We start from the raw sequence: 24,986 nt of genomic DNA on the forward strand, positions 1-24,986 counted from the left end.
ACCTCGACCAAGGTCGAGGTCAAGCACTTCGAGCAACGTCGAGGTCGCGTGTAGAGTCGTCGGGGTGTCGAAGCTCCCCGACTCGTTGACCATCGGCGAGGTCGCCGACCGCAGCGGCGTCCCGCACACCGCCCTGCGCTTCTACGAGGAGCGCGGGCTCATCCACTCCGTGCGCACCGCGGGCAACCAGCGCCGCTACCCCCGCGCGGTGCTGCGCAGGCTGGCGTTCGTCCGCACGGCCCAACGCGTCGGGCTGTCCCTGGAGGAGATCCACGACGCCCTGGCCACCCTCCCCGACCAGCGCACACCCACCAAGTCCGACTGGCACCGCCTCTCCAAGACCTGGCGCGGCGAGCTCAACGCCCGCATCGACTCCCTGCAACGCCTCCGGGACAACCTCGAGAGCTGCATCGGCTGTGGCTGCCTGTCCCTGAAGTCCTGCCACCTCATCAACACCGACGACGTGCTGGCCAAGTACGGCCCGGGCGCCCCCCGCCTGCGCGCGGGCACCGAGGGCGGCATCACATGACCCGACCGCCACCTGATCGGCGCGACGGGGATCGGGCTTGGAGCCGTCGTCAGGACGAGACGTACCAGGCGACGGCTCCGCCCGCGGCCAGGAAGGCCAGGACGCCGAGGAGGGCGGCCATGGGCTTGGAGTTCTCGTAGGTGGACTTGACCCCGCCGACGAGGATGCCGGACAGCGCGATCAGGAGGACGACGATGACTTCCTTCGGCACGGCTACAGCACTCCCTTGGTGGAGGGGATGCCGCCGACTCGGGGGTCGGGTTCGGTGGCGGCGCGCAGGGCGCGGGCCAGGGCCTTGTACTCGGCCTCGGTGATGTGGTGGGGGTCGCGGCCGTGGATGACGCGCAGGTGGACCGCGATCTGGGCGTGGAAGGAGATCGACTCGAAGACGTGGCGGTTGAGGACCGTGGGGTAGTTGCCGCCGACGGTGAAGCCGATCATGACCTCGGGTTCGCCGGTGTGCACGCAGTAGGGGCGGCCGGAGACGTCGACGGCGGCGTGGGCGAGGGTCTCGTCCATGGGGATCCAGCAGTCGCCGAAGCGGCGGATGCCCTTCTTGTCGCCCAGGGCCTGGCGCAGGGCCTGGCCGAGGACGATGGCGGTGTCCTCGACGGTGTGGTGGGCGTCGATCTCGATGTCACCGGTGGAGCGCACGGTCAGGTCGAACGAGCCGTGGGTGCCGAAGGCGGTGAGCATGTGGTCGTAGAACGGGACGCCGGTCGAGACCTCGACCTCGCCGGAGCCGTCGAGGTCGATCTCGACCAGGACTGAGGATTCACGGGTGGTCCGCTCGACGCGGCCGACGCGGTTGGTCATGGGTGCACGATCTCCTTGCTGGCGGCCAGGAACGCGTCGTTCTCGGCGGGGGTGCCGACGGTGGCGCGCAGGTGGCCGGGGATGCCGACGTCGCGGATGAGCACGCCGGAGTCCAAGTAGGACTGCCAGGCCGCGCGGGCGTCCGCGAAGCGCCCGAACAGGATGAAGTTGGCGTCGCTGGGCACGACCCGCGCGCCGAGCCCGCCCAGCGCCTCGATGACCCGGTCACGCTCGGCGGCGAGCTTGTGCACCGAGGCCAGCGTGCCCTCGGCGTGGCGCAGCGCCGCCCGCGCGGCCGCCTGGGTCAGCGACGACAGGTGGTAGGGCAGCCGCACCAGCAGCAGCGCCTCGACCACGGCGGGCGCGGCGGCCAGGTAGCCCAGCCGCCCGCCCGCGAACGCGAACGCCTTGGACATGGTGCGGCTGACCACGACCTTCGCCGGGAACTCGTCGATCAGGTGCACCGCGCTGCGCTGCGGCGAGAACTCCGCGTAGGCCTCGTCGACGACCACGACCCCCGGCGCGGCGGCGACGAGCGAGCGCAGGTCCTCGAGCGGGATCGACTGCCCGGTGGGGTTGTTCGGGCTGGTCACGAACACCACGTCCGGCCGCCGCTGCCGCACCGCCGCCACGGCCGCGTCGACGTCGAGGGAGAAGTCCGCCCGGCGCGGCGCGGGCAGCCAGTCGGTCCGCGTGCCCGCGGCGATGATCGGGTGCATCGAGTACGACGGCTCGAAGCCCAGCGCCGACCGCCCCGGCCCGCCGAAGGCCTGCAGGAGCTGCTGCAAGATCTCGTTGGACCCGTTGGCGGCCCACAGGTTCTCGACGCCGAGCGCCAGCCCGGTCGCCGAGGCCAGGTAGCGGGCGAGGTCCGCGCGCAGCGCGACCGCGTCCCGGTCCGGGTAGCGGTGCAGGGTCGCCGCGATCTCGCGGGTGGCCGCGACGACGTCCTCGACCAGCTCCGGCGGCGGCGGGTGCGGGTTCTCGTTGGTGTTGAGCTGGACCGCGACGTCCAACTGCGGCGCCCCGTAGGGCGAGAGCCCGCGCAGGTCCTCCCGCAGCGGCAGGTCGTCCAGGCGCGCGCTCGCGCCCGGGGTGCTCACGAACCGTCCCGGAAGCGCGCGGTGACCGCCTGCCCGTGCGCGGGCAGGTCCTCGGCGTCGGCCAGCGCGACCACGTGCGCCGAGACCTCGCGCAGCGCGTCCTCGGTGTAGTCGACGACGTGGATGCCGCGCAGGAACGTCTGCACCGACAGCCCCGACGAGTGCCGGGCGCAGCCGCCGGTGGGCAGCACGTGGTTGGAGCCCGCGCAGTAGTCGCCCAGCGAGACCGGGGAGTACGCGCCGACGAACACCGCGCCCGCGTTGCGCACCCGGGCGGCGACCGAGCGGGCGTCGGCGGTCTGGATCTCCAGGTGCTCGGCGGCGTAGGCGTCGACCACCCGCAGTCCGTCGTCCACAGTGGACACCAGCACGGCGCCGGACTGCTTGCCCGCCAGCGCCGTCGCCACGCGCTCGGCGTGCTTGGTGGCCTTGACCTGGCGGTCCAGCTCGGCGTCGACCTCGTCGGCCAGCGCGAGCGAGGTGGTGACCAGGATGCTGGCGGCCAGCGGGTCGTGCTCGGCCTGGCTGATCAGGTCGGCGGCGACGTGCACCGGGTCGGCGGTCTCGTCGGCCAGGATCGCGATCTCGGTCGGCCCGGCCTCGGCGTCGATGCCGACCAGGCCGCGCAGCAGCCGCTTGGCCGCGGCGACGTAGATGTTGCCCGGCCCGGTGATCATGTCGACCGGGGCCAGCTCGGAGCCGTCGGTGTCGGTGCCGCCGTAGGCCAGCAGCGCCTGGGCCTGCGCGCCGCCCACGGCCCAGACCTCCTCGACCCCGAGCAGCGCGGCCGCGGCCAGGACCGCCGGGTGCGGCAGCCCGCCGAACGCGGCCTGCGCGGGCGAGCACACCACCAGCGACTCCACCCCGGCCGCCTGCGCGGGGATGACGTTCATGACCACGCTGGACGGGTAGACCGCCAGCCCGCCCGGCACGTAGAGCCCGACCCGGCCGACCGGCACCCAGCGCTCGGTGACCGTGCCGCCCGCCACGACCTGGGTCGTCTTGTCGACGCGCACCTGGTCGGCGTGCACCACGCGGGCGCGGGCGGCGGAGACCTCCAGCGCCTCCCGCACCGCCGGGTCGAGCTCGGCCAGCGCGGTGGCCAGCGCCTCGGCGGGCACCCGCACGGCGGCCGGGCGCACCCCGTCGAACCGCTCGGTCAGCTCCAGGACCGCCTCGACCCCCCTGGCCCGCACGTCCTCGACGATGGGCCGCACCTGATGCAGCGCGGCGTCCACGTCGACCTCGGCGCGCGGCAGCGTGGCGCGCAGCTCGGCGGCGGTGGGGACGGCGGAGCGCAGATCGGTACGCGAGAGCATGGGGTCCTTCCCAATCAGAGTGACCTGTCCAGGGTAAGCGGTGCGGCCAGCGCGTTTTCCCCGGCGGTGCGGGTGGTCACGCCAGCGTCCCGACAGCCGAGACGGCGGCGTCGAGCTGGGCCCGGGTGAGGAAGTAGTGCGGCGAGGCGCGCACGAGCTGGGTCAGCCCGCGGCGGGTCATGTCCAGCCTGGTCGAGGGCCTGCCGGACACGGTGACCGTGACGCCCAGCGCGCGCAGCGCGTCGCGGACGGCGTCGGGCTCGGCGCCGTCCACGGTGAACGTGACCAGCCCGCACCGCTGCACGCCCTGGTCGTGGATGGTCACCCCCTGGACCGTCGACAGCCCGGCCCGCAGGTACTCCGCGCGGGCGGCGACGGCGGTCGCCACCGCGTCGACCCCCAGCTCCAGCAGGTAGCGGGCGGCCTCGACCAGGCCGAGCCGCTGCGCCACGCCGAACTCCCACAGCTCGAACGCGCGGGCGTCGTCGTGGATGGCGACCTCGGCGGGCCCGCTCCACGTCCCGCCGCGCAGGTCGACCAGCCGGGGCGAGAGCCGCTCCCGCACCGCCCGCGGCACCACGAGCACGCCGGTGCCGCGCGGGCCGCGCAGCCACTTGCGGCCGGTGCCGGTGATCAGGTCGACGCCCAGGTCGGGCAGCCGCAGCGGGAGCTGGCCGAGTGACTGGCAGGCGTCGAGCAGCACCAGCGCGCCCACGCCGTGCGCGAGGTCGGCGACCTCGCGGACGGGGTTGACCAGGCCGCCGTTGGTCGGCACGTGCACCAGCGAGACCAGCTTGACCCGCTCGTCGAGCAGTCCGGCCAGCGCGTCGAGGTCGACCGCGCCGTCGGGGTCCGACGGCACCGGCTCGACCGTCGCGCCGACCCGCCCGGCCAGGGTGAGCAGCGGGACGGCGTTGCCCGCGTACTCGGCCTCGGTGATCAGCACCCGGTCGCCCGCGGCCAGCTCGGCGGCGTCGAGCGCGGTGAGCCAGGAGCGGGTGGCGCTGTCGGTGAAGGCGACCTCGTCGGCGGCGCAGCCGAACAGCTCGGCGAACACCCCGTACCCGGCGGCCAGGTCGTCGGCGCGCTCGGCGGCGGCCCGGTAGCCGCCCACCTCGGCCTCGCGGCGCAGGTGGGCCACGACGGTGTCGACGACCCGGTCCGGCGGCAGCGAGGAGCCCGCGCTGTCGAGGAAGACGCCCTCGCGGGCGGCGGGTGTGTCGGTTTGGGCGCGGTCGGTGTCGACCGCGGCTAGCGCGGCGTCCAGGTCGCCAGGTTCCACCATGGTCCCCACGTGTGGTCGGTCCCGGTCGCGTCCACGACCGGCTGGTAGCCGTTCCAATTCTCCCGCAGCACGTAGGAGTGGTCGACTTGGGTGAGCACGACCATGGTCGGCGCGGCGGCGTAGGCGCGTTGCAGCGCGCGGAACGCGACGGCGCGCTGGGCCGGGTCGGTGCTCGCCCGCTCGGCGGCCAGCGCGGCGGCGAGCTCGCCCCCGGCGGGGTTGAGCAGCGGGTGCAGCGCCCGGTCCGGGTCGAACGGGTCGCCGAAGGACACCAGGCGCGGCACGGCCGGGTCGGCCGCGGTCGAGGCCTGGCCCTTGGGCGTCACCGCGACGCCGACCGCCTTGGCGTCGGCGGCGAAGGCGGTGGCCAGGTCCTTGGCGACCACGTCGGTCTGCGGGTAGGCCAGGTCGAACGCGGCGCGCACCCCCTCTTTGGCCCGCACGCCGTCCGGGCCTGCGACCCAGCCCGCGGCGTCCAGGGTGGCCCTGGCCCTGACCGGGTCGTGCGGCAGCTCGGCGGCGGGCTCGACGAACTCGGGCGAGGCGGGCGGCACCGGCTGCGAGGCGGGCTCCCCCGCGTCGTCGAGGACGTCCTCGACCAGGGCCTCGCGGTCGACGGCGAGGTTGAGCGCCAGCCGCAGCGCCGGGTCGGCGGCGGGCGAGGAGGCCGGGACGTCGACCGCGCGCAGGTCGGCGCTGCTGTGCTGGACGACGGTGAGCCCGTCCTCCCGCTCGAAGGGCTCGGCCAGCGCCCCGGGCAGCGCCGCGCCGTCGAGCTTGCCCTCGCGCATCCGCTGGGCGCGCGCCTGGTCGTCCGGCAGGAATTCGAGGGTAACCTTGGTGATCGCGGGAGGACCGGCGAAGTAGGCCTGGTTGGCCTTCAGCTCCAGGGACACCCCCTTGGTCCAGGTGACCAGCTCGTAGGGACCGGTGCCCACGGGCGGGTCGGCGGCCGGGTCGTCGGACCGCACGCCCAGGGTGAGCAGCTCGGGGAAGGCCGCGTACGGGGTGGTCAGGTCGAAGCGGACGGTGGTCTTGTCCACGACCTGGGCGCCCCCGAGCATCCAGAACCGGGTCCGCAGCGGCGCGTCCGCGGCGAGCACGCCCCGGTAGGTGGCCACGACGTCCTCGGCGTCGAGCCCGCTGCCGTCGGTGAAGCTGACGTCGGTGCGCAGCGTCACCGTCCAGGACCTCCCGTCCGGCGACGGGGTGGGCCGGGCGGCCGCCAGCGCCGGGCGCAGCCCGCCGCCGGGGGTGTGCTCGACGAGGCCGTCGAAGAGCTGGGCCGCGCCGAACGGGGCGTACCCGTCCAGCGGGTCGAGGCTGGCGGGCTCGTCGGCGACGCCGAGGACGAGGGTCGTCCCGTCGGGGTCGCCGGAGGCGGGTGGCGGGGGCGACCCGGTGCACCCGGCGAGGAGCACGAGGCAGGACAACGCCGCGACGGCGCGGTGGGACATCAACGGCACGGGTCCCGAGGGTAGTCGGGCCCGGCCACGAGGGAGGCGAACCGGTGCGAGCCGCGCTGTGCCAGATCACGTCCACCCCGGACCCCGGGGCCAACCTGGAGCAGGTCCGGACCGGGGTGGCCGCGGCCGCCGCCGCGGGCGCGGCCCTGGTCGTGTTCCCCGAGGCGACGATGTGCTGCTTCGGCGTGCCGCTGGGCCCGGTGGCCGAGGAGCTGGACGGCCCGTGGGCCACCTCGGTCCGCGCGATCGCCGACCAGCACGGGGTCGTCGTGGTCGCGGGCATGTTCCGCCCAGCGCCGGACGGCCGCGTGCTCAACACCCTGCTGGCCACCGGCCGCGGCGGGCACGTGGGCTACGACAAGATCCACCTGTTCGACGCCTTCGGCTTCCAGGAGTCCCGCACCGTCGCCCCCGGCTCCGGGATGGCCTCGGTCGAGGTCGACGACGTGACCGTGGGCCTGACGACCTGCTACGACGTGCGGTTCCCGGAGCTGTACCGGGCGTTGGCGGCCGAGGGGGCGACGGCGATCGTGTGCGCGGCGTCGTGGGGGTCGGGCGAGGGCAAGCTCGAGCAGTGGGAGCTGATGACCCGTGCGCGCGCGTTGGACTCGACGTCGTGGGTGCTGGCCTGCGGGCAGGCGTACCCGGGCACGCCGAGCGACGCGCCGACGGGGATCGGCCACAGCGCGGTGATCACCCCGACGGGGGCGGTCGCGGTGGCGGCGGGGCAGGGACCGGAGATGCTCGTGACCGACATCGACCCGGCGGTGGCCGAGCGGACCCGGCGGGTGATCCCCGTGCTGGCCAACCGGAAGCTGTGACGCCTAGCGCCTGCGGGCGACGACCTTCGCGCCCTTGGCCGGGATCAGGGTGATGTTGCGGCTCTTGGGCGACTCCGGCGGGCCGACCGGCTCCAGGTCGTACCGGACCAGGACGGCCTTGAGGATCGCCGCCGCCTCCTGCAGCGAGAAGCCCGCCCCGATGCAGCGCCGGACCCCGCCGCCGAAGGGGATCCAGGTGCCCGCCTCCGGCGAGGCGCCGATGAAGCGCTCCGGCCGGAACTCCTCGGGGGCGTCGAAGTTCGCCGGGTCGCGCTGGACAATGCCGATCGAGGGCGAGACGACGGTGCCGCGGGGGAGGCGGTGGCCCGCGATGACGGTCGGCTCGGTCAGCTTGCGGGCGACGCTGTAGATCACCGGGCGCAGGCGCATGGCCTCCTTGGTGACGGCCTGCAGGTACTCGTCGTCGCCCGCGTCGGCGGCGGCCTGGGCGGCCCGCAGCACCCGGGGGTCGCGGCTGAGCTCGTGCAGGGACCAGGCCAGGGCGGTGGCGGTGGTCTCGTGGCCTGCCAGCAGGAGGGTCATCATGTGGTCGCGCAACTGCGACGCGGGGGCGTCCGGGTCGGCGGCCAGCAGGCGGGAGAGCACGTCGCCCCGGGAGTCGAGGTCGGCGGCGGCGCGGCGCTCGGCGATCTCCTCGTAGAGCAGGGCGTCGGCGGCGGCGAGGTTCTCGGCGTTGCGCTTCCACGGCCAGAACCGTTGCAGCTTGGGGAAACCCCAGCCCAGGACCGCGACGCCGCTGATGTCGGTGACCTTGTTGATCAGCGGGCGCAGGCGGGTCAGCCGGTCGCCGTCGGCCATGCCGAACACGACCCGGAGGATGATCTCGAGGGTGACCGCGTTCATCGTGCGGTGGGTGGCGAAGGGCTTGCCGACGGGCCACTCCTCGGCGGTCTCCTCGGCCAGCCTGGTCATCATGTCGTGGTAGCCGCGCAGCGCGGCGCCGTTGAAGGCGGGCATCAAGCGCTTGCGGGCGGCCAGGTGCGCGTCCTCGTCCAGGATCAGCAGCGAGTCCGGGCCCATGACCGGGGCCAGGACCGCGTTGCCCTCGCCCGCGCGGAACACCGACGGCGCGCCCGCGAAGACCTCGCGGATGTCCTCCGGCCGCGACAGCGACACGATGGTGCGACCGCCCGCCAGCCGCACGGTGAAGGCGTCGCCGTAGCGCGCGCGCCAGCGCGGCGACACCAGCGCGCGCGAGGTGAGGAACAGGACGGTCTGCACCACCCTGGGCAGCCGGGGGCCGTCGGGCATCCCCTCGCGCACGGGCAGGTCGACGTGGGTCATCCGCACTCCCGGAAAGGTTCGACTCCCCGATTTATACATCCGTATAGATGCCCCCGGCAAGCTGGGCGGGGCCTACCATCGACGAGGTGGGACATCGCCAACTGCTGCTCGAGGCCGCGCGGCGGCTGCTGGAGGACAAGGGCTACGCCCACATCACCGCCCGCGACCTGGTCGCCGCGTCGGGGACGAACCTGGCCTCCATCGGCTACCACTTCGGCTCGAAGAACAGCCTGCTCAACGCCGCGCTGGGCGAGGTGTTCGCGGAGTGGACCGACCAGCTCGCCGAGGTCGCCCTCGCCGACCCGGCCGCCTCGCCGATCCAGCGCGCGCACCTGACCTGGGCCACGGTCCTGCGCCACCTGGCCGACAAGCGCGCGCTGCTGCTCAGCTTCGTCGAGGCCCTGGCCCAGGCCGAGCGCGACCCTGCGCTGCGCGAGCAGTTGGCCGACCTGCAGGACCGCACCCGCACCCGGGTCGCCGAGATCGTCGCGACCTCCTACGGCGGCGGCGTGCCCGCCACCGACCCCAGGTGCACGGCCGTCGCCGGTTTCATCATGGCCGTCTGCGACGGCCTCGCGCTGCAGTGGCTGCTCGACCCGAAGCGCTCCCCCCGCCCGGACGACCTCCTGGCAGGCCTCGACGACCTGCACGACCTGTCCCGGTGACCGGGTTCGCCCCACCCACCCCCGAGCACTGACGCCGCAAGCTCGACACCAGCCGCCCAGCCCCAGGGCGATGCCACTTGCTCAAGGCGAATCTCCGCAGGTCAGCGGCGGTTCTACGGAGCGTTCAGAGGGATCTTCGCACTCTGCGAGACTGGCTGGTTCCCGCGGAATTCCGCTCAACCACGACAAGCACTGTCCTAAATGGATTATCGCGGTTCCCGTAAGAGTGGCGGCATTTGACCCCTGTAGGCCATCCGAACTGGGCGAACAGCTTGAGTAAGTGGCATTGGCCCCAGGGACAGCCAGTTCCACCGCCTGCTCAGCCCACCCCGCGCGACACCAAACCCCGCCACACCACCGGGGGCGTCCCGTGACCCATCCTACCGGCTTCACCCGTTCGGCACGCCGAAGTGGATCTTGCCTGTGGACAACTCCCAAACGGCCCACGCACCTGTGGACAGGGCAGGCCCGGCGCGTTCAGCGCAAGTCCATCCCGAGGTCCAAAGCGGGCGAGGAGTGTGTGAGACCGCCAACCGCCAGGTAGTCCACGCCGGTCTCGGCGTACGCGCGGGCGACGTCCAACGTCAAACCACCGGAGGCCTCCAGGCGGGTGGGTGTCCCCGTCGCGCGGCGGACGGCCTCGGCGCAGTCGGCGACGGTGAAGTTGTCCAGCAGGACCAGTTCCGCGTTCTCGGCCAGGGCCTCGTCCAACTGCTCCAAGGTGTCCACCTCGACCTCGCACAGCAGGTCCGGGGCGTGGGCGCGGGCGGCGGCGAGGGCCTTGGCCACCGAGCCCGCGGCGACGACGTGGTTGTCCTTGATGAGGATGGCGTCGCCGAGGGAGAGGCGGTGGTTGACGCCGCCACCGCTGCGGACGGCGGCCTTCTCCAGGGTGCGCAGGCCGGGGAGGGTCTTGCGGGAGTCGCGGATCGCCGTGCCGGTGCCCTCGACCGCGGCCACCCAGGCGGCGGTGGCGGTGGCGATGCCGGAGAGGTGGCACAGGAAGTTGAGCGCGGTGCGCTCGGCCGTCAGCAGGCCGCGGGTGGCGCCGCGCACGACCAAGGCAGGCGCGCCGGGCGACAGCGCGGCCCCGTCCTCCAGACAGGACAGCACTTCCACGCCGGGGACCACCCGGCGGAAGACCTCCGTCGCGACCTCCACGCCCGCGAGCGTCCCCGGCCTGCGCGGGGTCAGCTCGGCGACGGCCACCGCGTCGACCGGCACGGTCGCCTCGGTGGTGGCGTCGGGGCCGTGCGCCAGGTCCTCGGCGAGGGCGGTGGCGATGATGTCGTGGGTCATGCCGCACCTCGGATCTCGGTGGCGTAGACGGGGACCGGTTGGCCGGACGGGGTCAACCGCACCGGCGTCGAGCGGGACCAGCCCTGGTCGTCGCGCTCGGGGAAGTCGGTGCGCACGTGGCAGCCGCGCGACTCGGTGCGGATCGCGGCCGCGGCGATCACCGCGCGCGCGACCAGGGTCAGCGCGGCGTCCTCGACGGCGGCGCGGGTGTCGAGCGGGCGGCGGGAGGTGGTCACGTCGAGCACCGAGCCGACGATCGCCAGCCCCTCGGCCTCGCGGCCGATCCCGGCGTAGCGCGACATCACCCGCTGCAGCGCGTCGCGGTCGGCGGCGGGGACCACCGGCAGGTCGGCGACGACGGTGAGCCTGCCCGCGGCCAGTCGGCCGCCGCGCAGGTCCTCGGCCACCGCCTCGGCCGCGCGCGCCCCGACGACCAGGCCCTCCAGCAGGCTGTTGGACGCCAAGCGGTTCGCGCCGTGCAGGCCGGTGCGGGCGACCTCGCCCGCGGCGTAGAGGCCCGCGACCGGGGTGCGGCCGTCGACGTCGGTGACCACGCCGCCGCAGGCGAAGTGCGCGGCGGGGGCGACCGGGATCGGGTCGACCGCCGGGTCGACGCCCTCGGCCAGGCACGCGGCCAGCACCGTCGGGAAGCGGCGGCGGAACTCCGCCGCGCCCAGGTGCGTGGCGTCGAGGAACACGTGGTCGTCGACGCCGCCGGGCCCGGCCGCCAGGTGCCGGGTGATCGCGGCGGACACGACGTCGCGCGGGGCCAGGTCGGCCAGCGGGTGCACGCCTTGCATGACCCGGGCCCCGGTCGCGTCGACCAGGACCGCGCCCTCGCCGCGCACCGCCTCGGTGACCAGCGGGCAGCGGCCGCGCGCGCCCGCCCCGGTGTAGAGCACGGTGGGGTGGAACTGGACGAACTCGACGTCGGCGACCGGCGCGCCCGCCCGCAGCGCCAGCGCCAGCCCGTCGCCGGTGGCGACCTCCGGGTTGGACGTGGCCTGGTAGAGCTGCCCGAGCCCGCCCGTCGCGAGCAGCACGGCCGGGGCGGTGAGCACGCCGGGCACACCGTTGTCGTCGAGCACGTGCAGCCCGGTCACCGCCCCCGCCGGGGTGCGCAGCACCTGCACGGCGACGTGCCCCTCCAGCACCGGGACCCGGCCGTCGCGCGCGGCGGCGACCAGCGCCCGCTCGACCTCGGCCCCGGTGGCGTCGCCGCCCGCGTGCACGACGCGGAACGCGCTGTGCCCGCCCTCGCGGGTGCGGGAGAGCCGCCCGTCGGCGCCCGCGTCGAACACCGCTCCCCCGGCGCGCAGCCCGGCCACGGCGGCCGGGCCGCCCGCGATGAGCGCGCGCACGGCGTCGGTGTCGCACAGGCCCGCGCCCGCGGTCAGCGTGTCGGTGGCGTGCGCGGCGACCGAGTCGCCCTCGTCGTGCTCGCCGGGCAGGACGACGGCGACGCCGCCCTGGGCCCAGCGGGTGTTGCCGTCGTCGACGGCGGCCTTGGTCACGACCAGGACCCGCAGGCCCAGCGCCCGCGCCCGCGACGCGGCGGTCAACCCGGCGACGCCGCTGCCGACGACGACCAGGTCCGCCTCGGTCGCCCAGCGCGCGGTCACTCCCCGCCCCCGGGCTGGCCGATCTCGATCATGCGCTGCACCGCGCCGCGGGCGCGCTCGGCGGTGTCCGGGTCGACGTGCACCTCGTCGAGGCCCTCGCGCAGGCAGCGCAGCAGCGCCGCCGGGGTGATCATCTTCATGTAGGTGCACGAGGCGCGGTCGTTGACGGCCTTGAACTCGACGTCGGGCGCGGCCTTGCGGAGCTGGTGCAGCATGCCCACCTCGGTGGCCACCAGCACCAACGTGGCCTTGGTCGCGCGCGCCTGGGTCACCATGTCGCCGGTCGAGAGGATCTTGACCTGCGCGCTGGGCACGATGCCCTCGCCCGCGAGGTAGAGCGCCGAGGTGGCGCAGCCGCACTCGGGGTGGATGAACAGGTCCGCGTCGGGGTTGGCCGCGGCGCGCTCGGCCAGCTCGGGGCCGTTGATGCCCGCGTGCACATGGCACTCCCCCGCCCAGATGTGCAGGTTCTCGCGACCGGTCTCGCGCTTGACGTGCGCGCCGAGGAACTGGTCGGGCAGGAAGAGCACCTCGCGGTCGGCCGGGATCGAGGCGACCACGTCGACGGCGTTGGACGAGGTGCAGCAGATGTCGGTCTCCGCCTTCACCTCGGCGGTGGTGTTCACGTAGGACACCACGACGGCCCCGGGGTGCTCGGCCTTCCACTCGCGCAACTGCGCGCCGGTGATCGAGTCGGCCAGCGAGCAGCCCGCGCGCTCGTCGGGGATCAGGACCGTCTTGCCGGGGCTGAGGATCTTCGCGGTCTCGGCCATGAAGTGCACGCCGCAGAAGATGATGGTGGACGCGTCGCTGGTGGCCGCGATGCGGCTCAACGCCAGGGAGTCCCCGGTGTGGTCGGCGATGTCCTGGATCTCCGGGAGCTGGTAGTTGTGCGCCAGCAGGACGGCGTCGCGCCGCTCGGCCAGTCGACGCACCTCGTCGCGCCACGCGGCGTCCGCCTCCACCCCGCTGTGGGGCGTCAGGTCGATCGTCTCCGCGGTCATGGGTCCTCCTCAGATGTCCGATTTCCGATTCGCCAGGTTTTCGCCTTAGAATCGAAAACATGGGCGATCGTACCACCGGCATCGGTCACGAAGTACTGGCCGCGGTCCTGCAAGTGAGGCAGGGAACACTGCGGGTCCTGCTCTGGCAGCGTGCTCTGGAGCCGCACTCGGGCCGGTGGTCGCTGCCCGGCGGCGCCCTGCCCGCCGACGAGGACGTGGAGACCTCCATCCGCCGCCAGCTCGCGGAGAAGGTCGACCTGGGGCAGGTGTCGCACGTGGAGCAGCTCGCGGTGTTCAGCGCAGTGGACCGGGTGCCGGGGCCGCGGGTGATCGGCACGGCGTTCCTGTGCCTGGTCCCCTCGCACCTGGACCCCGAGGTCCCCGAGGACACCTCCTGGCACCCGCTGGCCGACCTGCCCGCCACCGCGTTCGACCACCGGGCGATCGCGCTGCGCGCCAGGGACCGCCTCCGCGCCAAGCTGTCCTACACCAACATCGGCTTCGCCCTGGCCCCGCCCGCGTTCACGATCTCGGCGCTGCGCGAGCTCTACTCGGGAGCGTTGGGCTACCGGGTCTCGGCGACCAACCTGCAGCGGGTGCTGACCCGGCGCGGTCTGCTCGAGCCGACCGGGTCGACGACCAAGCCGGGGCCTGCGGGCGGCAGGCCCGCGGCGCAGTTCCGGTTCGCCGATTCGCGGATGGCCGTCACCGACGCGTTCGCGGTGCTCAAACCGCCCGCGGACCAGCGCTGAGCGCACCCCGGCGCGGGGTATCGGACGGCGGAGCGGGCCACTTCGTCGTAGCGTGAGCGCGTGGCCGATTCGCTTCCGCTGTTCCCGCTTCAGGCGGTGCTGCTGCCCGGGGCGAACCTGCCGCTGCACGTCTTCGAGCCGCGCTACCGGCAGCTCACCATGGACATGATCAGCGGCAAGCTCCCGGACATGACCTTCGGGATCATCGCCCTGCGACCGTCGGTGGACCGCGAGGTCACCGAGGTCGACCAGCTCCACGCCGTCGGCTGCTCGGCGCGCCTGCGCGAGGCCGAGCGCCTGCCCGACGGGCGGTTCGACATCATCACCACCGGCGAGCGCCGCTTCCGACTGCTCGAACTGGACACCACGAGCGCCCCGTACCTGATGGGCGCCGTCGAGTGGGTGCCCGACACCGAGCAGTCCACCGCGGCCGCCGAGTCGGTGTCCGCGCTGGCCGAATCCGCCCGCTCGGCGCACCGCCGCTACTGCACGGCCGCGTGGAAGAGCGAGGACTGGACCGAGCCCGCGGCCGACACCGACACCTGCCACCTGGCCCACCAGCTCGCCGCCGACTGCCTGCTGAGCCTCGACGACCGCCAGGACCTGCTCGAGGAAGTGCGCCCCCTGCACCGCCTCCGGATGGTCGGGCGGCTGCTCAACCGCGAGGCCGGGTTCCTCTCGGCGCTGCGCGCGGTCCCCGCCCCACCCGCCCACTTCACCGACCCGATCAACCTCAACTGAGCCGGGCGGTTCAGCCCAGGCGGCGGCCGAGGTCGTCCATGCCGTTCCAGGCGGCGGCGACGGCGTAAGCGAGGGCGGCGGCGAAGGGCCAGGCGACGAAGGCCCAGCCGGACTCGATGCGCGGCGCCAGGACCACCACGTCGCCGACCGCGGGCGCCGCGGGCAGCGGGTGCGCCGCGCCCGCCCAGGAGACGCCGACGCGCAGGGCGAGCCAGCCCGCGAGGGCGGACCCGAGGACGGCGGCGGCGAGGAAGACCGGGCCCCGGCGCTCGCGGACGGCCCAGACCGCCGCGCCGGTCACCAGGCCCGCGCCCAGCGACAGCAGGACGAACAGCACCAGCCCGTCGAAGCGGTGGTAGCTCTGCGTGGAGAAGGACGCGACCCGGCCGCCGTCGAGGACCTGGACGACCTGCTCCGGGGCCAGCCGCGACCAGGCGAACCCCAGGGCGAGGCCGACCAGCGCGATCACGCCGAGGACCCCGACCGCGGGCACCAGGTCGCGGCGGACGACGACGCGGGGGCGCGGGTGCGGCGGGGGCCAGCCGTGGCCGAAGTCCTGCGCCACGGGGTGTCGGGCCACGTCGCGGCCGGTGACCTCGTAGTCCGCCACGCGCGTTCCTCCCGGGTTCCGGGTCCGCCCGGAGCGGCGGACCCGATCACCCGAGACTAGTCGGTCATGGCGGGCACACCCGCGCTGGTCAGCTCGCCGTGTCGACTGCACCGCGCGGACCAGCCCGCGGGCGTCACCTGCACGACCATCCGCCTGGCGCACTCGGCGCAGTACCTCGGTGGCTCCAGCGCGGCGCGCCCGCCGCGGCAGGGCAGGTGGTCGCCCGCCGCGGAGGGCTTGCCGCAGTGCACGCAGTACACGGTGTGTCGCTCCCGGTCAGATGGTGTCGCTGATGGCCTTGATCGGCATCTTGAGGCCCTCGAGCATGTCGAGGTCCTGCTGCGCCGGGCGGCCCAGGTTGGTCAGGTAGTTGCCGACGATGATCGCGTTGACCCCGCCCAGCATCCCCTTCTCGGCGCCGAGGTCGCCCAGGGTCAGCTCACGACCACCCGCGAAGCGCAGCATGGTGCGCGGCATGGCCAGCCGGAACGCGGCGACGATCTTGAGCGCCTCGCGGCCGCCGATCGGCTCGTGGTCCTCGTAGGGGGTGCCCGGCTGCGGGATCAGGAAGTTCATCGGGACCTCGTGCGGGTCCAGTTCGGCCAGTTGCACCGCGAACTCGGCGCGCTGCTCCTCGGTCTCGCCCATGCCCAGGATGCCGCCGGAGCAGACCTCCATGCCCGCCTCGGCCACCATCCGCAGGGTGTCCCAGCGCTCCTCCCAGGAGTGCGTGGTGACCACGTTGGCGAAGTTCGAGCGCGCGGTCTCGAGGTTGTGGTTGTAGCGGTGCACGCCCATCGCGACCAGCTCGTCGACCTGCTCCTGGGTGAGCATGCCCAGCGAGCAGGCGATCTGGATGTCGTTGCCGTCCTCGCGGATGGCCTTGACCCCGTCGCGCACCTGCGAGAGCAGCCGCTTGTCCGGGCCGCGCACGGCGGCGACGATGCAGAACTCGGTCGCGCCGGTGGCCTTGGTCTGGCGGGCGGCCTTGACCAGGCCGGGGATGTCCAGCCAGGCCGAGCGCACGGGGGTGGGGAAGCGCCCGGACTGCGAGCAGAAGTGGCAGTCCTCCGGGCAGCCGCCGGTCTTGAGGCTGACGATGCCCTCGACCTCGACCTCGGGCCCGCACCAGCGCATGCGCACGTCGTGGGCCAGGGCCAGCAGGTCGTCCAGGCGGTCGTCGGCCAGGCGCAGGACGGCCAGCACCTGCTCCTCGGCGAGGCCGACGCCGCGCTCGAGGACCTGCTCGCGCGCGATGGCGAGGATGTCCCCGGCGAGGTTGGCGTCCTGCGTGCGCTCGGCGGCTGCCGTCACGGTGTTCCTCCTCGAACTGCGTGTGCTTTCCGAGAGGACAGTGTGCCGCATGCTTCCGCCATGACCGAGCGAGGAATCTCACCCCCGCCGGTCGGCGACCTCCTTGGCGAACCGCTCGGCGTCGAACTCCCCGCCCAGGACCGGCCCCAGCCAGCGTCGCGCCCCCTCGGCGAAGGCCGCCCCGTCCAGGCGCCCCACCCCCTCGGGCACCACCCCGACCAGCGGCGCCCCGGTGACCGACGGCAGGTCGTCGAGGTTGCACCGCGCGGCCAGGTCCGGCTCGGCGGGCCAGGCCCCGACGACCAGCCCGGCGCAGGCGATCCCCCGGGTGCGCAGCGCCTCGGTGGTGAGCGCGGCGGTGTTGAGCACCCCCAGCCCCGCCGTGGCCACGACGAGCACGGGGGCGTGCAACGACCAGGCGACGTCGGCCAGCGTCCCGCCGTCGGGGTCGAACCGGACGAGCAGCCCGCCCGCCCCCTCGACCAGCACCAGGTCGTGGTCGACGGCCAACCCCGCCGCGGCGGCCGCCACCTCGGAGGGCCGCACCGGCGGCATCCCCACCCGCCGCGCGGCCGTTTCAGGGGCCAGCGGATCAGGGAAGCGCCGCAGCTCCGCGGTCGTGACCTCGCCCGCGAGCGCGACCACGTCGGCCAGGTCCCCGGGCTCCCCCGGCGCCACACCGGTCTGCGCGGGCTTGAGCACGGCCACCCGCCGCCCCGCCCCGACCGCCAGCGCGGCGACGGCGGCCGTGACCACGGTCTTGCCGACATCGGTACCTGTCCCGCTGATCACCAGCACAGTCACGGTGACCAAGGCTAGCCCCGACCCCCACCGCGCAGGTCACGACCCAACACACAGCACGACAACCCTGTGGACAACCCCACCGCGCTGGACGGTCCTTGTCGGTGCCCCTCGGTAACGTGGAAATCGGGGGTCCCCAGGTGCGGATGATCTTGGTTGGCGGGCGGGATCAGCCCGCCGCGGCGGCGGCCAGGACCCCGGCGGTGATGGCGGCGATGTCCTCGGTGGTGCTGATGAACGGCGGCATCGTGTAGATGAGGTCCCGGAAGGGACGCAGCCAGACACCCTCCCCCACAGCGGCGGCGGTAGCCGCGGCCATGTCGATCTCGTGGTCCAGTTGCACAACGCCGATAGCGCCCAGGACCCGAACATCGCGAACGCCGCCGAGGGCCCGGGCCGGGGCGAGGCCGTGGGCCAGTTCGCCTTCGATGCGGGAGACCACGGCGCGCCAATCGCCCGCGAGCAGCAGGTCAATGGAAGCGCCCGCGACCGCGCAGGCCAGGGGGTTGCCCATGAACGTGGGACCGTGCGCGAGCACGGGGACCTCCCCCTGGCTGATGCCCTCGGCCACCCGGGAGGTGCACAGGGTGGCGGCGAGGGTCAGGTACCCGCCGGTCAGGGCCTTGCCGACGCACATCACGTCGGGGCTGACGCCCGCGTGGTCGGCGGCGAACAGCTCGCCGGTGCGGCCGAAGCCGGTGGCGATCTCGTCGAAGACCAGCAGCACGTCGTGGGTGAGGCACAGCTCGCGCAGGACGTGCAGGTACCGCGGGTCGTGGAAGCGCATGCCGCCCGTGCCCTGCACGACCGGCTCGACGATGACGGCGGCGAGCTCGTCGGCGTGGGTCTCGATGACCTCGGCGAGGTGGGCGACGTAGTCGTGCTCGACGTCGCGCGGCGGTGCGTCGGCGAAGACCTGGACGGGCAGCACGCCGCGCCACAGGCTGTGCATGCCGCCGTCGGGGTCGCACACGCTCATCGGGTGGAAGGTGTCGCCGTGGTAGCCGCCGCGCCAGGTCAGCAGCTTGGTCTTGCCCTGCCTGCCGATCGACCGCCAGTACTGCAGGCACATCTTGATGGCGACCTCGACGCTGACCGAGCCGGAGTCGGCGAGAAACACGTGCCGCAGCGGCTCGGGGGTGATGTCGACGAGCCGCTTGGCCAGCGCGACCGCGGGTTCGTGGGTCAGGCCGCCGAACATGACGTGGCTCATGGTGTCCGCCTGGGACTTGAGCGCGGCGTCGAGCACCGGGTTGCGGTAGCCGTGGATCGCCGCCCACCACGACGACATGCCGTCGACGAGCTCGCGGCCGTCGGCCAGGGTGAGCCGGACGCCCCGCGCGCCCGCCACCACGAGCGGGTCCTGCCTGCCGGGCATCGGCCCGTAGGGGTGCCAGACGTGGGCTCGGTCGAGGGCGATCAGCTCGTCGGGGGTCACCAGCGGAGCCTAGGCCACCCGCTCCGGAGTGGACGCTCAGCCCGGCGAGCCCTCCACGCCCTCCACGCCCGCGAGTTCCTTGCGGCGCGCCACGAGGCGGGCGATCTCGCGGCCGTGGTCGGTGGGCACGATCCACTGGCCGGGCGGGACGGTGATGCGCACGGCCGGGCCCGGGGTGACGGTGACCCGCAGCTCCCCCACCCCCGGCACCTCGAGCGTGGCCCGCCGCGACACCAGGATCTGCTCCACCGCGCCGACGCCGCTGAGCGCGACCATGGGGCGCACCAGCCGGAAGCGGCCGCGCGAGCCCGCGAGGGTGATCCGGTCGTGGCCCACCAGCAGCTCCAGGCCCCTGGCCCCGCGCGCCTGCCACGGCACCTCGACCCGCGAGTCGGCCAGCTCCGGCGTGTAGGGCTCCAGGACCCGCCTGCGCGCGTCGCGGGCCAGGTAGAAGGCCCCCGCGCCCAGTGCCAGCGCGGCGGCGGGCGCCAGCGGCCACGCGGTGACCAGTCCGATGTGCACACCCGAGACCCCGGCGGCCACGGCGGCGGCGGGCGGCCAGCGGCGCGGGCGCAGCACGCGGGAGCGCAGGTACCCGATCGTGGCGAAGGCGACCAGGACGGGCACGGCGATCGCCTCGAGCGGGGCGCCCGCCAGGAAGGTGACCAGCGCCGCGACCACCGGGGCGACCAGTGCCAGCGCGGCGAGGTGCGGGCGGACAGCGCGCAGCCGCGCCTCGACCACACCGCGCTTCGCTTGTTCCGCCTGCCCCCGCACGCCGGTCACGTTATCCGACCGACTTGGCGGTTCGCCGGATAACGGACCTCGCCACGCCCGCGTTTTCGCGACCGCTGCCTTTGGACCGTGTCGCGGGACACGGTCCGGAGGCAGCGGTCAGCGTGGTCGCGCCGCGCGGACCACGCGGGGCGTCGCGCCGGAGATGTCGGCGCGGGCCCCGGAGCGGCGCACCTGGCAGAGCCGGGGGAACACGCCCGCCAGGTGGTCGGGCACGGTTCGGCCCAGCACTCAGCGCAGGCGGACCGGCAACCGCTCCAACCCGCGCACCAGCGTGCTCTCCCGCCAGCCCAGCTCCTCCGGCGGCGCGGCCAGCGCCAGCGCGGGGAACCGGTCCAGCAGCCTGCCGATCGCCGTGGCGCCCTCCAACCGGGCCAGCGCGGCGCCGACGCAGTAGTGGATGCCGTGCCCGAAGGCCAGGTGCGGCGCCTGCGGGCGGGTGATGTCGAGCCGGTCGGGGTCGGGGGTGTGCGCGGGGTCGCGGTTGGCGGAGGCGAGACTGACGAACAGGAACTCCCCCGCCGGGACCCGCACGTCGCCGAGGGTGAGCGGTGCGGTGGTGTAGCGCAGGGTGGCGATGTTGATGGGCCCCTCGTGGCGCAGGAACTCCTCGACCGCGGCGGGCATCAACGCCGGATCGGCGCGCAGCGCGGCGAGCTGGTCGGGGTTGCGCAGCAAGTTCAGCACCCCGTTGCCGATGAGGTTGACCGTCGTCTCGTGCCCGGCGATGAGCAGCAGGAACGCCATCCCGATCAGCTCCGGGTGGCTGAGCCGGTCGCCGTCCTCCTGCGCCTCGACCAGCGCGGAGAGCAGGTCGTCGGTGGGGTTGGCGCGCTTGGCCTCGACCAGCTCGGCCAGGTACGCGCCCATCGCGTCGGCCGCGGCCCGGACGTCGGTGCCCCGGCCGTTGGTGATGAGGGTCGTCGACCAGGAGCGGAAGTCGTCGCGGTCCATCTCCGGCACGCCGAGCAGCTCGCAGATGACGGTGATCGGCAGCGGGAACGCGTAGTCGTCGAGCAGGTCCACGCTCTCCCGGGCCGCCATCGCGTCGAGCAGCTCGTCGGCGATGGCCTCGACCCTGCCCCGCAGCTTCGCCACGACCCGGCCGGTGAACGCCCGGGTGACCAGCTTGCGCAGCCGGGTGTGGTCGGGCGGGTCGGTGTTGAGCATGTGCGAGGTCAGTTCCTCGCTGTAGGGCTGCGGGGGGTTGCCGGTGGTGCCGTGGCGCTGCATCAGCTCGCCGAACCCACGCACGTCCTTGCTGACCGTCGGGTCGGCCAGCGCCACCTTCGCGTCGTCGTAGCGGGTGACCAGCCACCCGTGGAACCCGCGCGGGAACAGTGCCCTGCGCACTGGACCCACCTCGCGCAGCCGCGCGTGCACCAGGTGCGGGTCCCGGAAGTACTCCTGGGAGTCCAGTCGCACCACGCCATCGCCGTCCAGCACTGTCATATTCGTCCCCTCGGTGGTGAACCCCGTTCACCACCACCGTACCGGGTCGAGCGGTGACCCAGCGTGAGGATCAGGTGAGGCGGACCGGCCGCGATCGGAGGCCGCGGGCCAGGGTGCTGTCCCGCCACACCAGGTCGGCGGGCTCGGCGGCCATGGCCTAATCGGGGAAGCGGGCCGGCTCGCTGATGGCGGTGGTCGCCTGCGGGCGGGCATCGCTCGGGGCTAGGACAGGCACCCCGGGCCCAGGAGGGCCTTGAGGTCGCCCATCAGGGATGGCGAGGGGCTGACGCGGAGGGCGTCGTCGAGTTTGAGGAGGGTCTGGCGGTGGCCGTTGATCAGCTTGAGGTGGACCTCGGTGGTGCCGGGGTGCCCTGCCAGGACGTCCTTGAGCTGGGCGACCAGCGGCGGGGTGCACTTGGTGGCCGCCATGCTCAGGCGGAAGGGGGCGCCCGCGGCGTTGGACAGGTCCGGGACCGCCAGGTCGTTGGCGATGAGGGAGATGCGGTCGTCGCGCTTGGCCACCCGGGCCTTGACCAGGACGATGGCGTCCTCGAGGACGCCCATGCCGATCACGGCGTAGGTCTTGGGGAAGAAGAGGACCTCGATGCCGCCGGTGAGGTCCTCCAACTGGGCCGAGGCCCAGGGCTCGCCGTTGCGGTTCACCCGGCGGTTGACCGAGGCGAGGATGCCGCCGAGGACGACCTGGGCGCCGTCGGAGACGCTGCCCTCGAGGATGTGCGGGATGGAGGTGTCGGACTGGGCGGTGAGGATGTGCTCCACGCCGTTGAGCGGGTGGCCGGACACGTACAGGCCCAGCATCTCCCGCTCCAGGGCCAACTGGTGCTTGGACTCCCAGAACTCGTCGGGCACCCGGACATCGAATACGCCGGAGACGTCCTCGTCCCCGCCGCCCGCGCCGAACAGGTCGAACTGGCCGACGGCCTCGGCCTTCTTCGTCTCCATGATCGCGTCGACGGCGTCGGTGTGGATCAGGAACAGGCCCTTGCGGGGGTGCTTGAGCGAGTCGAACGCCCCAGCCTTGATCAGGGACTCCACGACCTTCTTGTTGCACGCCGTGGTGTCGACCTTGCGCAGGTAGTCGGAGAAGTCGACGAAGTCGCCCTTCTCGGTGCGCGCCTTGATGATCGAGTCGACCACGTTGGCGCCGACGTTGCGGATGGCGCCGAGGCCGAAGCGGATGTCCTGGCCGACCGGGGCGAAGTTCTTCTCCGACTCGTTGACGTCCGGCGGCAGGACGGTAATGCCCATCTTGCGGCACTCGGCCAGGTAGATGGCCGCCTTGTCCTTGTCGTCGCGGACCGAGGTCAGCAGCCCGGCCATGTACTCGGCGGGGTAGTTGGCCTTGAGGTAGGCCGTCCAGTACGACACCAGCCCGTACGCGGCCGAGTGCGCCTTGTTGAACGCGTAGTCGGCGAACGGGACGAGGATGTCCCACAGGGTCTTGATCGCGTCCTTGGGGTAGCCGTTGTTCTCCATGCCGCCGGAGAAGTTGACGAACTCCGCGTCCAGGACCTCTTTCTTCTTCTTGCCCATCGCCCGGCGCAGCAGGTCCGCCTGGCCGAGCGTGTAGCCCGCCAGCTTCTGAGCGATGGCCATGACCTGCTCCTGGTACACGATCAGGCCGTAGGTCGTGCCGAGGATCTCCTCCAGGCCCTCCGCCAGCGCGGGGTGGATGGGGGTGATCTCCTGCTGCTTGTTCTTGCGCAGCGCGTAGTTGGTGTGCGACTTGGCGCCCATCGGGCCGGGGCGGTAGAGCGCGCCGACCGCGGAGATGTCCTCGAAGTTGTCGGGGCGCATCAGGCGAAGCAGGTCGCGCATGGGTCCGCCGTCGAGCTGGAACACCCCGAGCGTGTCGCCGCGGGAGAGCAGTTCGTAGGTGGGCTTGTCGTCGAGGCCGAGGGTCTCCAGGTCGGGGACCGGCTTGCCGTTGGTCTCGATGTTGCGCAGCGCGTCGTCGATCACCGTGAGGTTGCGCAGGCCCAGGAAGTCCATCTTGAGCAGGCCGAGCGACTCGCACGTCGGGTAGTCGAACTGGGTGATGATCGAGCCGTCCTGCGGCCGCTTCCACAGCGGGATGCTGTTCATCAGCGGCTCGGCCGAGAGGATGACCGCGCAGGCGTGCACGCCCGCGTTGCGGATCAGGCCCTCGATGCCGCGGCCGGTGTCGATGATCTCCTTGACCTGCGGGTCGGAGTTGTAGAGCTCGCGGATCTCGGTGGCCTCGGCGTAGCGCTTGTGCTGCGGGTCGAACAGGCCGTTGAGCGGGATGTCCTTGGCCATGACCGCGGGCGGGTAGGCCTTGGAGATGCGGTCGGCGATGGCGTAGCCGGGCTGGCCGTAGAGCACCCGGGCGGAGTCCTTGATCGCGGCCTTGGCCTTGATCGTGCCGAACGTGATGACCTGGGCGACCTTGTCCGCACCCCACTTCTCGGTGGTGTAGCGGATGACGTCGCCGCGGCGGCGCTCGTCGAAGTCGATGTCGATGTCGGGTGGGCTGACCCGGTCGGGGTTGAGGAACCGCTCGAAGATCAGCCCGTGCGCCAGCGGGTCGAGGTCGGTGATGCCCATCGCGTAGGCGATCAGCGCCCCCGCGGCCGAGCCGCGGCCGGGGCCGACCCGGATGCCGTTGGACTTGGCCCAGCCGATCAGGTCGGCGACCACCAGGAAGTAGGCCGGGAAGCCCATCTGGGTGATGACGCCGATCTCGAACTCGACCTGCTTGCTGTGCTCCTCGTCGACGCCGTCGGGGAACCGGCGGCGCATGCCCGCCCACACCTGCTCGCGGAAGTACTCGTCCTCGGTCTTGCCCTCGGGGATCGGGAACTTCGGCATCAGGTTGCGGACGGCGAACATGCCCTCCGGCTCGACCTTCTCGGCGACCAGCAGGGTGTTGCGGCAGCCCTCCTGCCACGGGTCGGAGGAGTCGACCGCGCGCATCTCGTCCGGGGACTTGAGGTAGTAGCCGTCGCCGTCGAACTTGAACCGGGTCGGGTCCTGCAGGGTCTTGCCGGTCTGCACGCACAGCAGCGCGTCGTGGGCGGTGCTGTCGTCCTTGTAGGTGTAGTGCGAGTCGTTGGTGACCACGAACGGGATGTCGAGCTTGCGGGCGATCTCGACCAGGCCGCCGCGGACCCGGTTCTCGATCTCGAGGCCGTGGTCCATCAGCTCGACGAAGAAGTTGTCCTTGCCGTAGATGTCGCGCCAGTCGGCTGCGGCCTGCAGCGCCTCGGCGGGCTGGCCGAGCCGCAACCGGGTCTGCACCTCGCCGGACGGGCAGCCGGTGGTGGCCATCAGGCCGTCGGACAGCTCGGAGATCAGCTCCCGGTCCATCCGCGGCCACTTGCCGAGCTGGCCCTCCATCGAGGCCCGGCTCGACAGCCGCATCAGGTTGCCCAGGCCCGCCGCGTTCTTCGCCCAGATCGTCTGGTGGGTGTAGGCGCCGCTGCCGGACACGTCGTCGGACTTCTGGCCGGGGTCGCCCCAGCGGACCCGGTCCTTGGTGTGGCGCGAGGCGGGCGCGACGTAGGCCTCGATGCCCAGGATCGGCTTGATCCCGGCCTTGGTGGCCTGCTGGTGGAAGTCGTAGATGCCGTTGGTGTGGCCGTGGTCGGTGATGGCCACCGAGGTCATCCCGAGCCGCTCGCACTCGGCGAACATGTCCTTGAGCTTGGCCGCTCCGTCGAGCATCGAGTACTCGGTGTGCACATGCAGATGAGCGAAGGAGTCGGCCACGTCGAACACCCTAGCGATGGCGGCGGGCGGCGCGCGGCATTGGGGCCGCGCGTGTCCCCGCCGGTCGCCACTTCCCTTGTATTTTCCGGAAAGCTG

At 73.2% G+C, this 24,986-nt stretch carries 24 protein-coding genes; 5 read left to right on the forward strand and 19 right to left on the reverse strand.

The genetic code is table 11. From position 1 onward, the window contains the following. Nucleotides 1–64 precede the first annotated feature (64 nt). Nucleotides 65–529 (forward strand): redox-sensitive transcriptional activator SoxR, encoded by a 465-nt coding sequence (gene soxR, locus GCL84_RS21650; protein ID WP_156757364.1) that lies wholly within the window; start codon nt 65–67, stop codon nt 527–529. Between the two features lie 49 nt (nt 530–578). Here soxR and GCL84_RS29455 read toward each other — a convergent pair whose 3' ends face one another. From GCL84_RS29455 to GCL84_RS21675, 6 genes are all read right to left on the reverse strand, one after another. Continuing rightward, complete coding sequence (locus GCL84_RS29455; RefSeq protein WP_197523432.1) at nt 579–740, reverse strand: hypothetical protein; 162 nt, start codon at nt 738–740, stop codon at nt 579–581. Nucleotides 741–742: 2 nt separating this feature from the next. After that, nucleotides 743–1,345: an imidazoleglycerol-phosphate dehydratase HisB gene (gene hisB / locus GCL84_RS21655; RefSeq protein ID WP_156757365.1), complete on the reverse strand. Its 603-nt coding sequence runs from the start codon at nt 1,343–1,345 to the stop codon at nt 743–745. Continuing rightward, nucleotides 1,342–2,448, reverse strand: a complete 1,107-nt coding sequence (locus GCL84_RS21660; protein ID WP_156757366.1) for a histidinol-phosphate transaminase — start codon at nt 2,446–2,448, stop codon at nt 1,342–1,344. Before GCL84_RS21660 ends, hisB begins: the two co-directional genes overlap by 4 nt. Continuing rightward, complete coding sequence (hisD, locus tag GCL84_RS21665) at nt 2,445–3,767, reverse strand: histidinol dehydrogenase (RefSeq protein WP_156757367.1); 1,323 nt, start codon at nt 3,765–3,767, stop codon at nt 2,445–2,447. Before hisD ends, GCL84_RS21660 begins: the two co-directional genes overlap by 4 nt. A gap of 76 nt (nt 3,768–3,843) precedes the next feature. After that, on the reverse strand, nt 3,844–5,052 hold the full coding sequence (locus GCL84_RS21670) for an aminotransferase class V-fold PLP-dependent enzyme (protein WP_156757368.1): 1,209 nt from the start codon (nt 5,050–5,052) through the stop codon (nt 3,844–3,846). Next, the gene (locus tag GCL84_RS21675; RefSeq protein ID WP_156757405.1) at nt 5,019–6,509 is read right to left on the reverse strand and encodes an ABC transporter substrate-binding protein; all 1,491 of its coding nucleotides are present in this window, start codon (nt 6,507–6,509) and stop codon (nt 5,019–5,021) included. Before GCL84_RS21675 ends, GCL84_RS21670 begins: the two co-directional genes overlap by 34 nt. A gap of 53 nt (nt 6,510–6,562) precedes the next feature. Here GCL84_RS21675 and GCL84_RS21680 point away from each other — a divergent pair, with 53 nt between their 5' ends. After that, on the forward strand, nt 6,563–7,339 hold the full coding sequence (locus GCL84_RS21680) for a carbon-nitrogen hydrolase family protein (protein WP_156757369.1): 777 nt from the start codon (nt 6,563–6,565) through the stop codon (nt 7,337–7,339). A gap of 3 nt (nt 7,340–7,342) precedes the next feature. Here GCL84_RS21680 and GCL84_RS21685 read toward each other — a convergent pair whose 3' ends face one another. After that, nucleotides 7,343–8,644 carry a cytochrome P450 gene (locus tag GCL84_RS21685; RefSeq protein WP_156757370.1) on the reverse strand — a complete coding sequence of 434 codons (1,302 nt, stop codon included), beginning with the start codon at nt 8,642–8,644 and terminating at the stop codon, nt 7,343–7,345. A gap of 86 nt (nt 8,645–8,730) precedes the next feature. On the opposite strand from GCL84_RS21685, the gene GCL84_RS21690 reads away from it, so the two are divergent. Beyond that, nucleotides 8,731–9,309 carry a TetR/AcrR family transcriptional regulator gene (locus GCL84_RS21690; protein WP_156757371.1) on the forward strand — a complete coding sequence of 193 codons (579 nt, stop codon included), beginning with the start codon at nt 8,731–8,733 and terminating at the stop codon, nt 9,307–9,309. Between the two features lie 477 nt (nt 9,310–9,786). Here GCL84_RS21690 and nadC read toward each other — a convergent pair whose 3' ends face one another. The 3 genes from nadC to nadA are packed head-to-tail and all read right to left on the reverse strand — an operon-like array spanning nt 9,787 to nt 13,234. Continuing rightward, the gene (gene nadC / locus GCL84_RS21695; protein WP_156757372.1) at nt 9,787–10,608 is read right to left on the reverse strand and encodes a carboxylating nicotinate-nucleotide diphosphorylase; all 822 of its coding nucleotides are present in this window, start codon (nt 10,606–10,608) and stop codon (nt 9,787–9,789) included. Beyond that, nucleotides 10,605–12,230: an L-aspartate oxidase gene (locus GCL84_RS21700; protein ID WP_156757373.1), complete on the reverse strand. Its 1,626-nt coding sequence runs from the start codon at nt 12,228–12,230 to the stop codon at nt 10,605–10,607. The genes nadC and GCL84_RS21700 overlap by 4 nt, the downstream gene beginning before the upstream one ends. Next, nucleotides 12,227–13,234, reverse strand: a complete 1,008-nt coding sequence (gene nadA / locus GCL84_RS21705; RefSeq protein WP_156757374.1) for a quinolinate synthase NadA — start codon at nt 13,232–13,234, stop codon at nt 12,227–12,229. Before nadA ends, GCL84_RS21700 begins: the two co-directional genes overlap by 4 nt. Nucleotides 13,235–13,293: 59 nt before the next feature. Here nadA and GCL84_RS21710 point away from each other — a divergent pair, with 59 nt between their 5' ends. Next, nucleotides 13,294–13,986, forward strand: a complete 693-nt coding sequence (locus GCL84_RS21710) for an NUDIX hydrolase (protein ID WP_197523433.1) — start codon at nt 13,294–13,296, stop codon at nt 13,984–13,986. A gap of 60 nt (nt 13,987–14,046) precedes the next feature. After that, nucleotides 14,047–14,727, forward strand: a complete 681-nt coding sequence (locus GCL84_RS21715) for an LON peptidase substrate-binding domain-containing protein (protein WP_156757376.1) — start codon at nt 14,047–14,049, stop codon at nt 14,725–14,727. A 10-nt stretch (nt 14,728–14,737) separates the two neighbouring features. Here the strand turns inward: GCL84_RS21715 and GCL84_RS21720 are convergent, their stop codons facing one another. The 9 genes from GCL84_RS21720 to dnaE all read right to left on the reverse strand — a co-directional run bounded on the left by GCL84_RS21720 (nt 14,738) and on the right by dnaE (nt 24,890). Continuing rightward, complete coding sequence (locus tag GCL84_RS21720) at nt 14,738–15,337, reverse strand: DUF2567 domain-containing protein (protein ID WP_235926556.1); 600 nt, start codon at nt 15,335–15,337, stop codon at nt 14,738–14,740. A 56-nt stretch (nt 15,338–15,393) separates the two neighbouring features. After that, complete coding sequence (gene bsaP / locus GCL84_RS21725) at nt 15,394–15,597, reverse strand: biotin synthase auxiliary protein BsaP (RefSeq protein ID WP_156757377.1); 204 nt, start codon at nt 15,595–15,597, stop codon at nt 15,394–15,396. Between the two features lie 16 nt (nt 15,598–15,613). Beyond that, a complete protein-coding gene (bioB, locus tag GCL84_RS21730) occupies nt 15,614–16,651 on the reverse strand; it encodes a biotin synthase BioB (protein WP_235926557.1) in 1,038 nt (345 codons plus the stop codon). Between the two features lie 78 nt (nt 16,652–16,729). Beyond that, nucleotides 16,730–17,455 carry a dethiobiotin synthase gene (bioD, locus tag GCL84_RS21735; protein WP_156757379.1) on the reverse strand — a complete coding sequence of 242 codons (726 nt, stop codon included), beginning with the start codon at nt 17,453–17,455 and terminating at the stop codon, nt 16,730–16,732. A gap of 166 nt (nt 17,456–17,621) precedes the next feature. Then, nucleotides 17,622–18,890 (reverse strand): adenosylmethionine--8-amino-7-oxononanoate transaminase, encoded by a 1,269-nt coding sequence (locus GCL84_RS21740; protein WP_156757380.1) that lies wholly within the window; start codon nt 18,888–18,890, stop codon nt 17,622–17,624. Between the two features lie 36 nt (nt 18,891–18,926). Next, nucleotides 18,927–19,667 carry a hypothetical protein gene (locus tag GCL84_RS21745; protein WP_156757381.1) on the reverse strand — a complete coding sequence of 247 codons (741 nt, stop codon included), beginning with the start codon at nt 19,665–19,667 and terminating at the stop codon, nt 18,927–18,929. A 117-nt stretch (nt 19,668–19,784) separates the two neighbouring features. After that, nucleotides 19,785–19,916, reverse strand: coding sequence for a hypothetical protein (locus tag GCL84_RS30715; protein WP_268891386.1), 132 nt, complete (start codon nt 19,914–19,916; stop codon nt 19,785–19,787). Beyond that, on the reverse strand, nt 19,917–21,137 hold the full coding sequence (locus GCL84_RS21750) for a cytochrome P450 family protein (protein ID WP_156757382.1): 1,221 nt from the start codon (nt 21,135–21,137) through the stop codon (nt 19,917–19,919). Between the two features lie 222 nt (nt 21,138–21,359). Further along, a complete protein-coding gene (gene dnaE / locus GCL84_RS21755) occupies nt 21,360–24,890 on the reverse strand; it encodes a DNA polymerase III subunit alpha (protein ID WP_156757383.1) in 3,531 nt (1,176 codons plus the stop codon). Nucleotides 24,891–24,986: the final 96 nt, after the last annotated feature.

This window comes from Actinokineospora pegani (assembly GCF_009745975.1).
Taxonomy (GTDB): Bacteria; Actinomycetota; Actinomycetes; order Mycobacteriales; family Pseudonocardiaceae; genus Actinokineospora; species Actinokineospora pegani.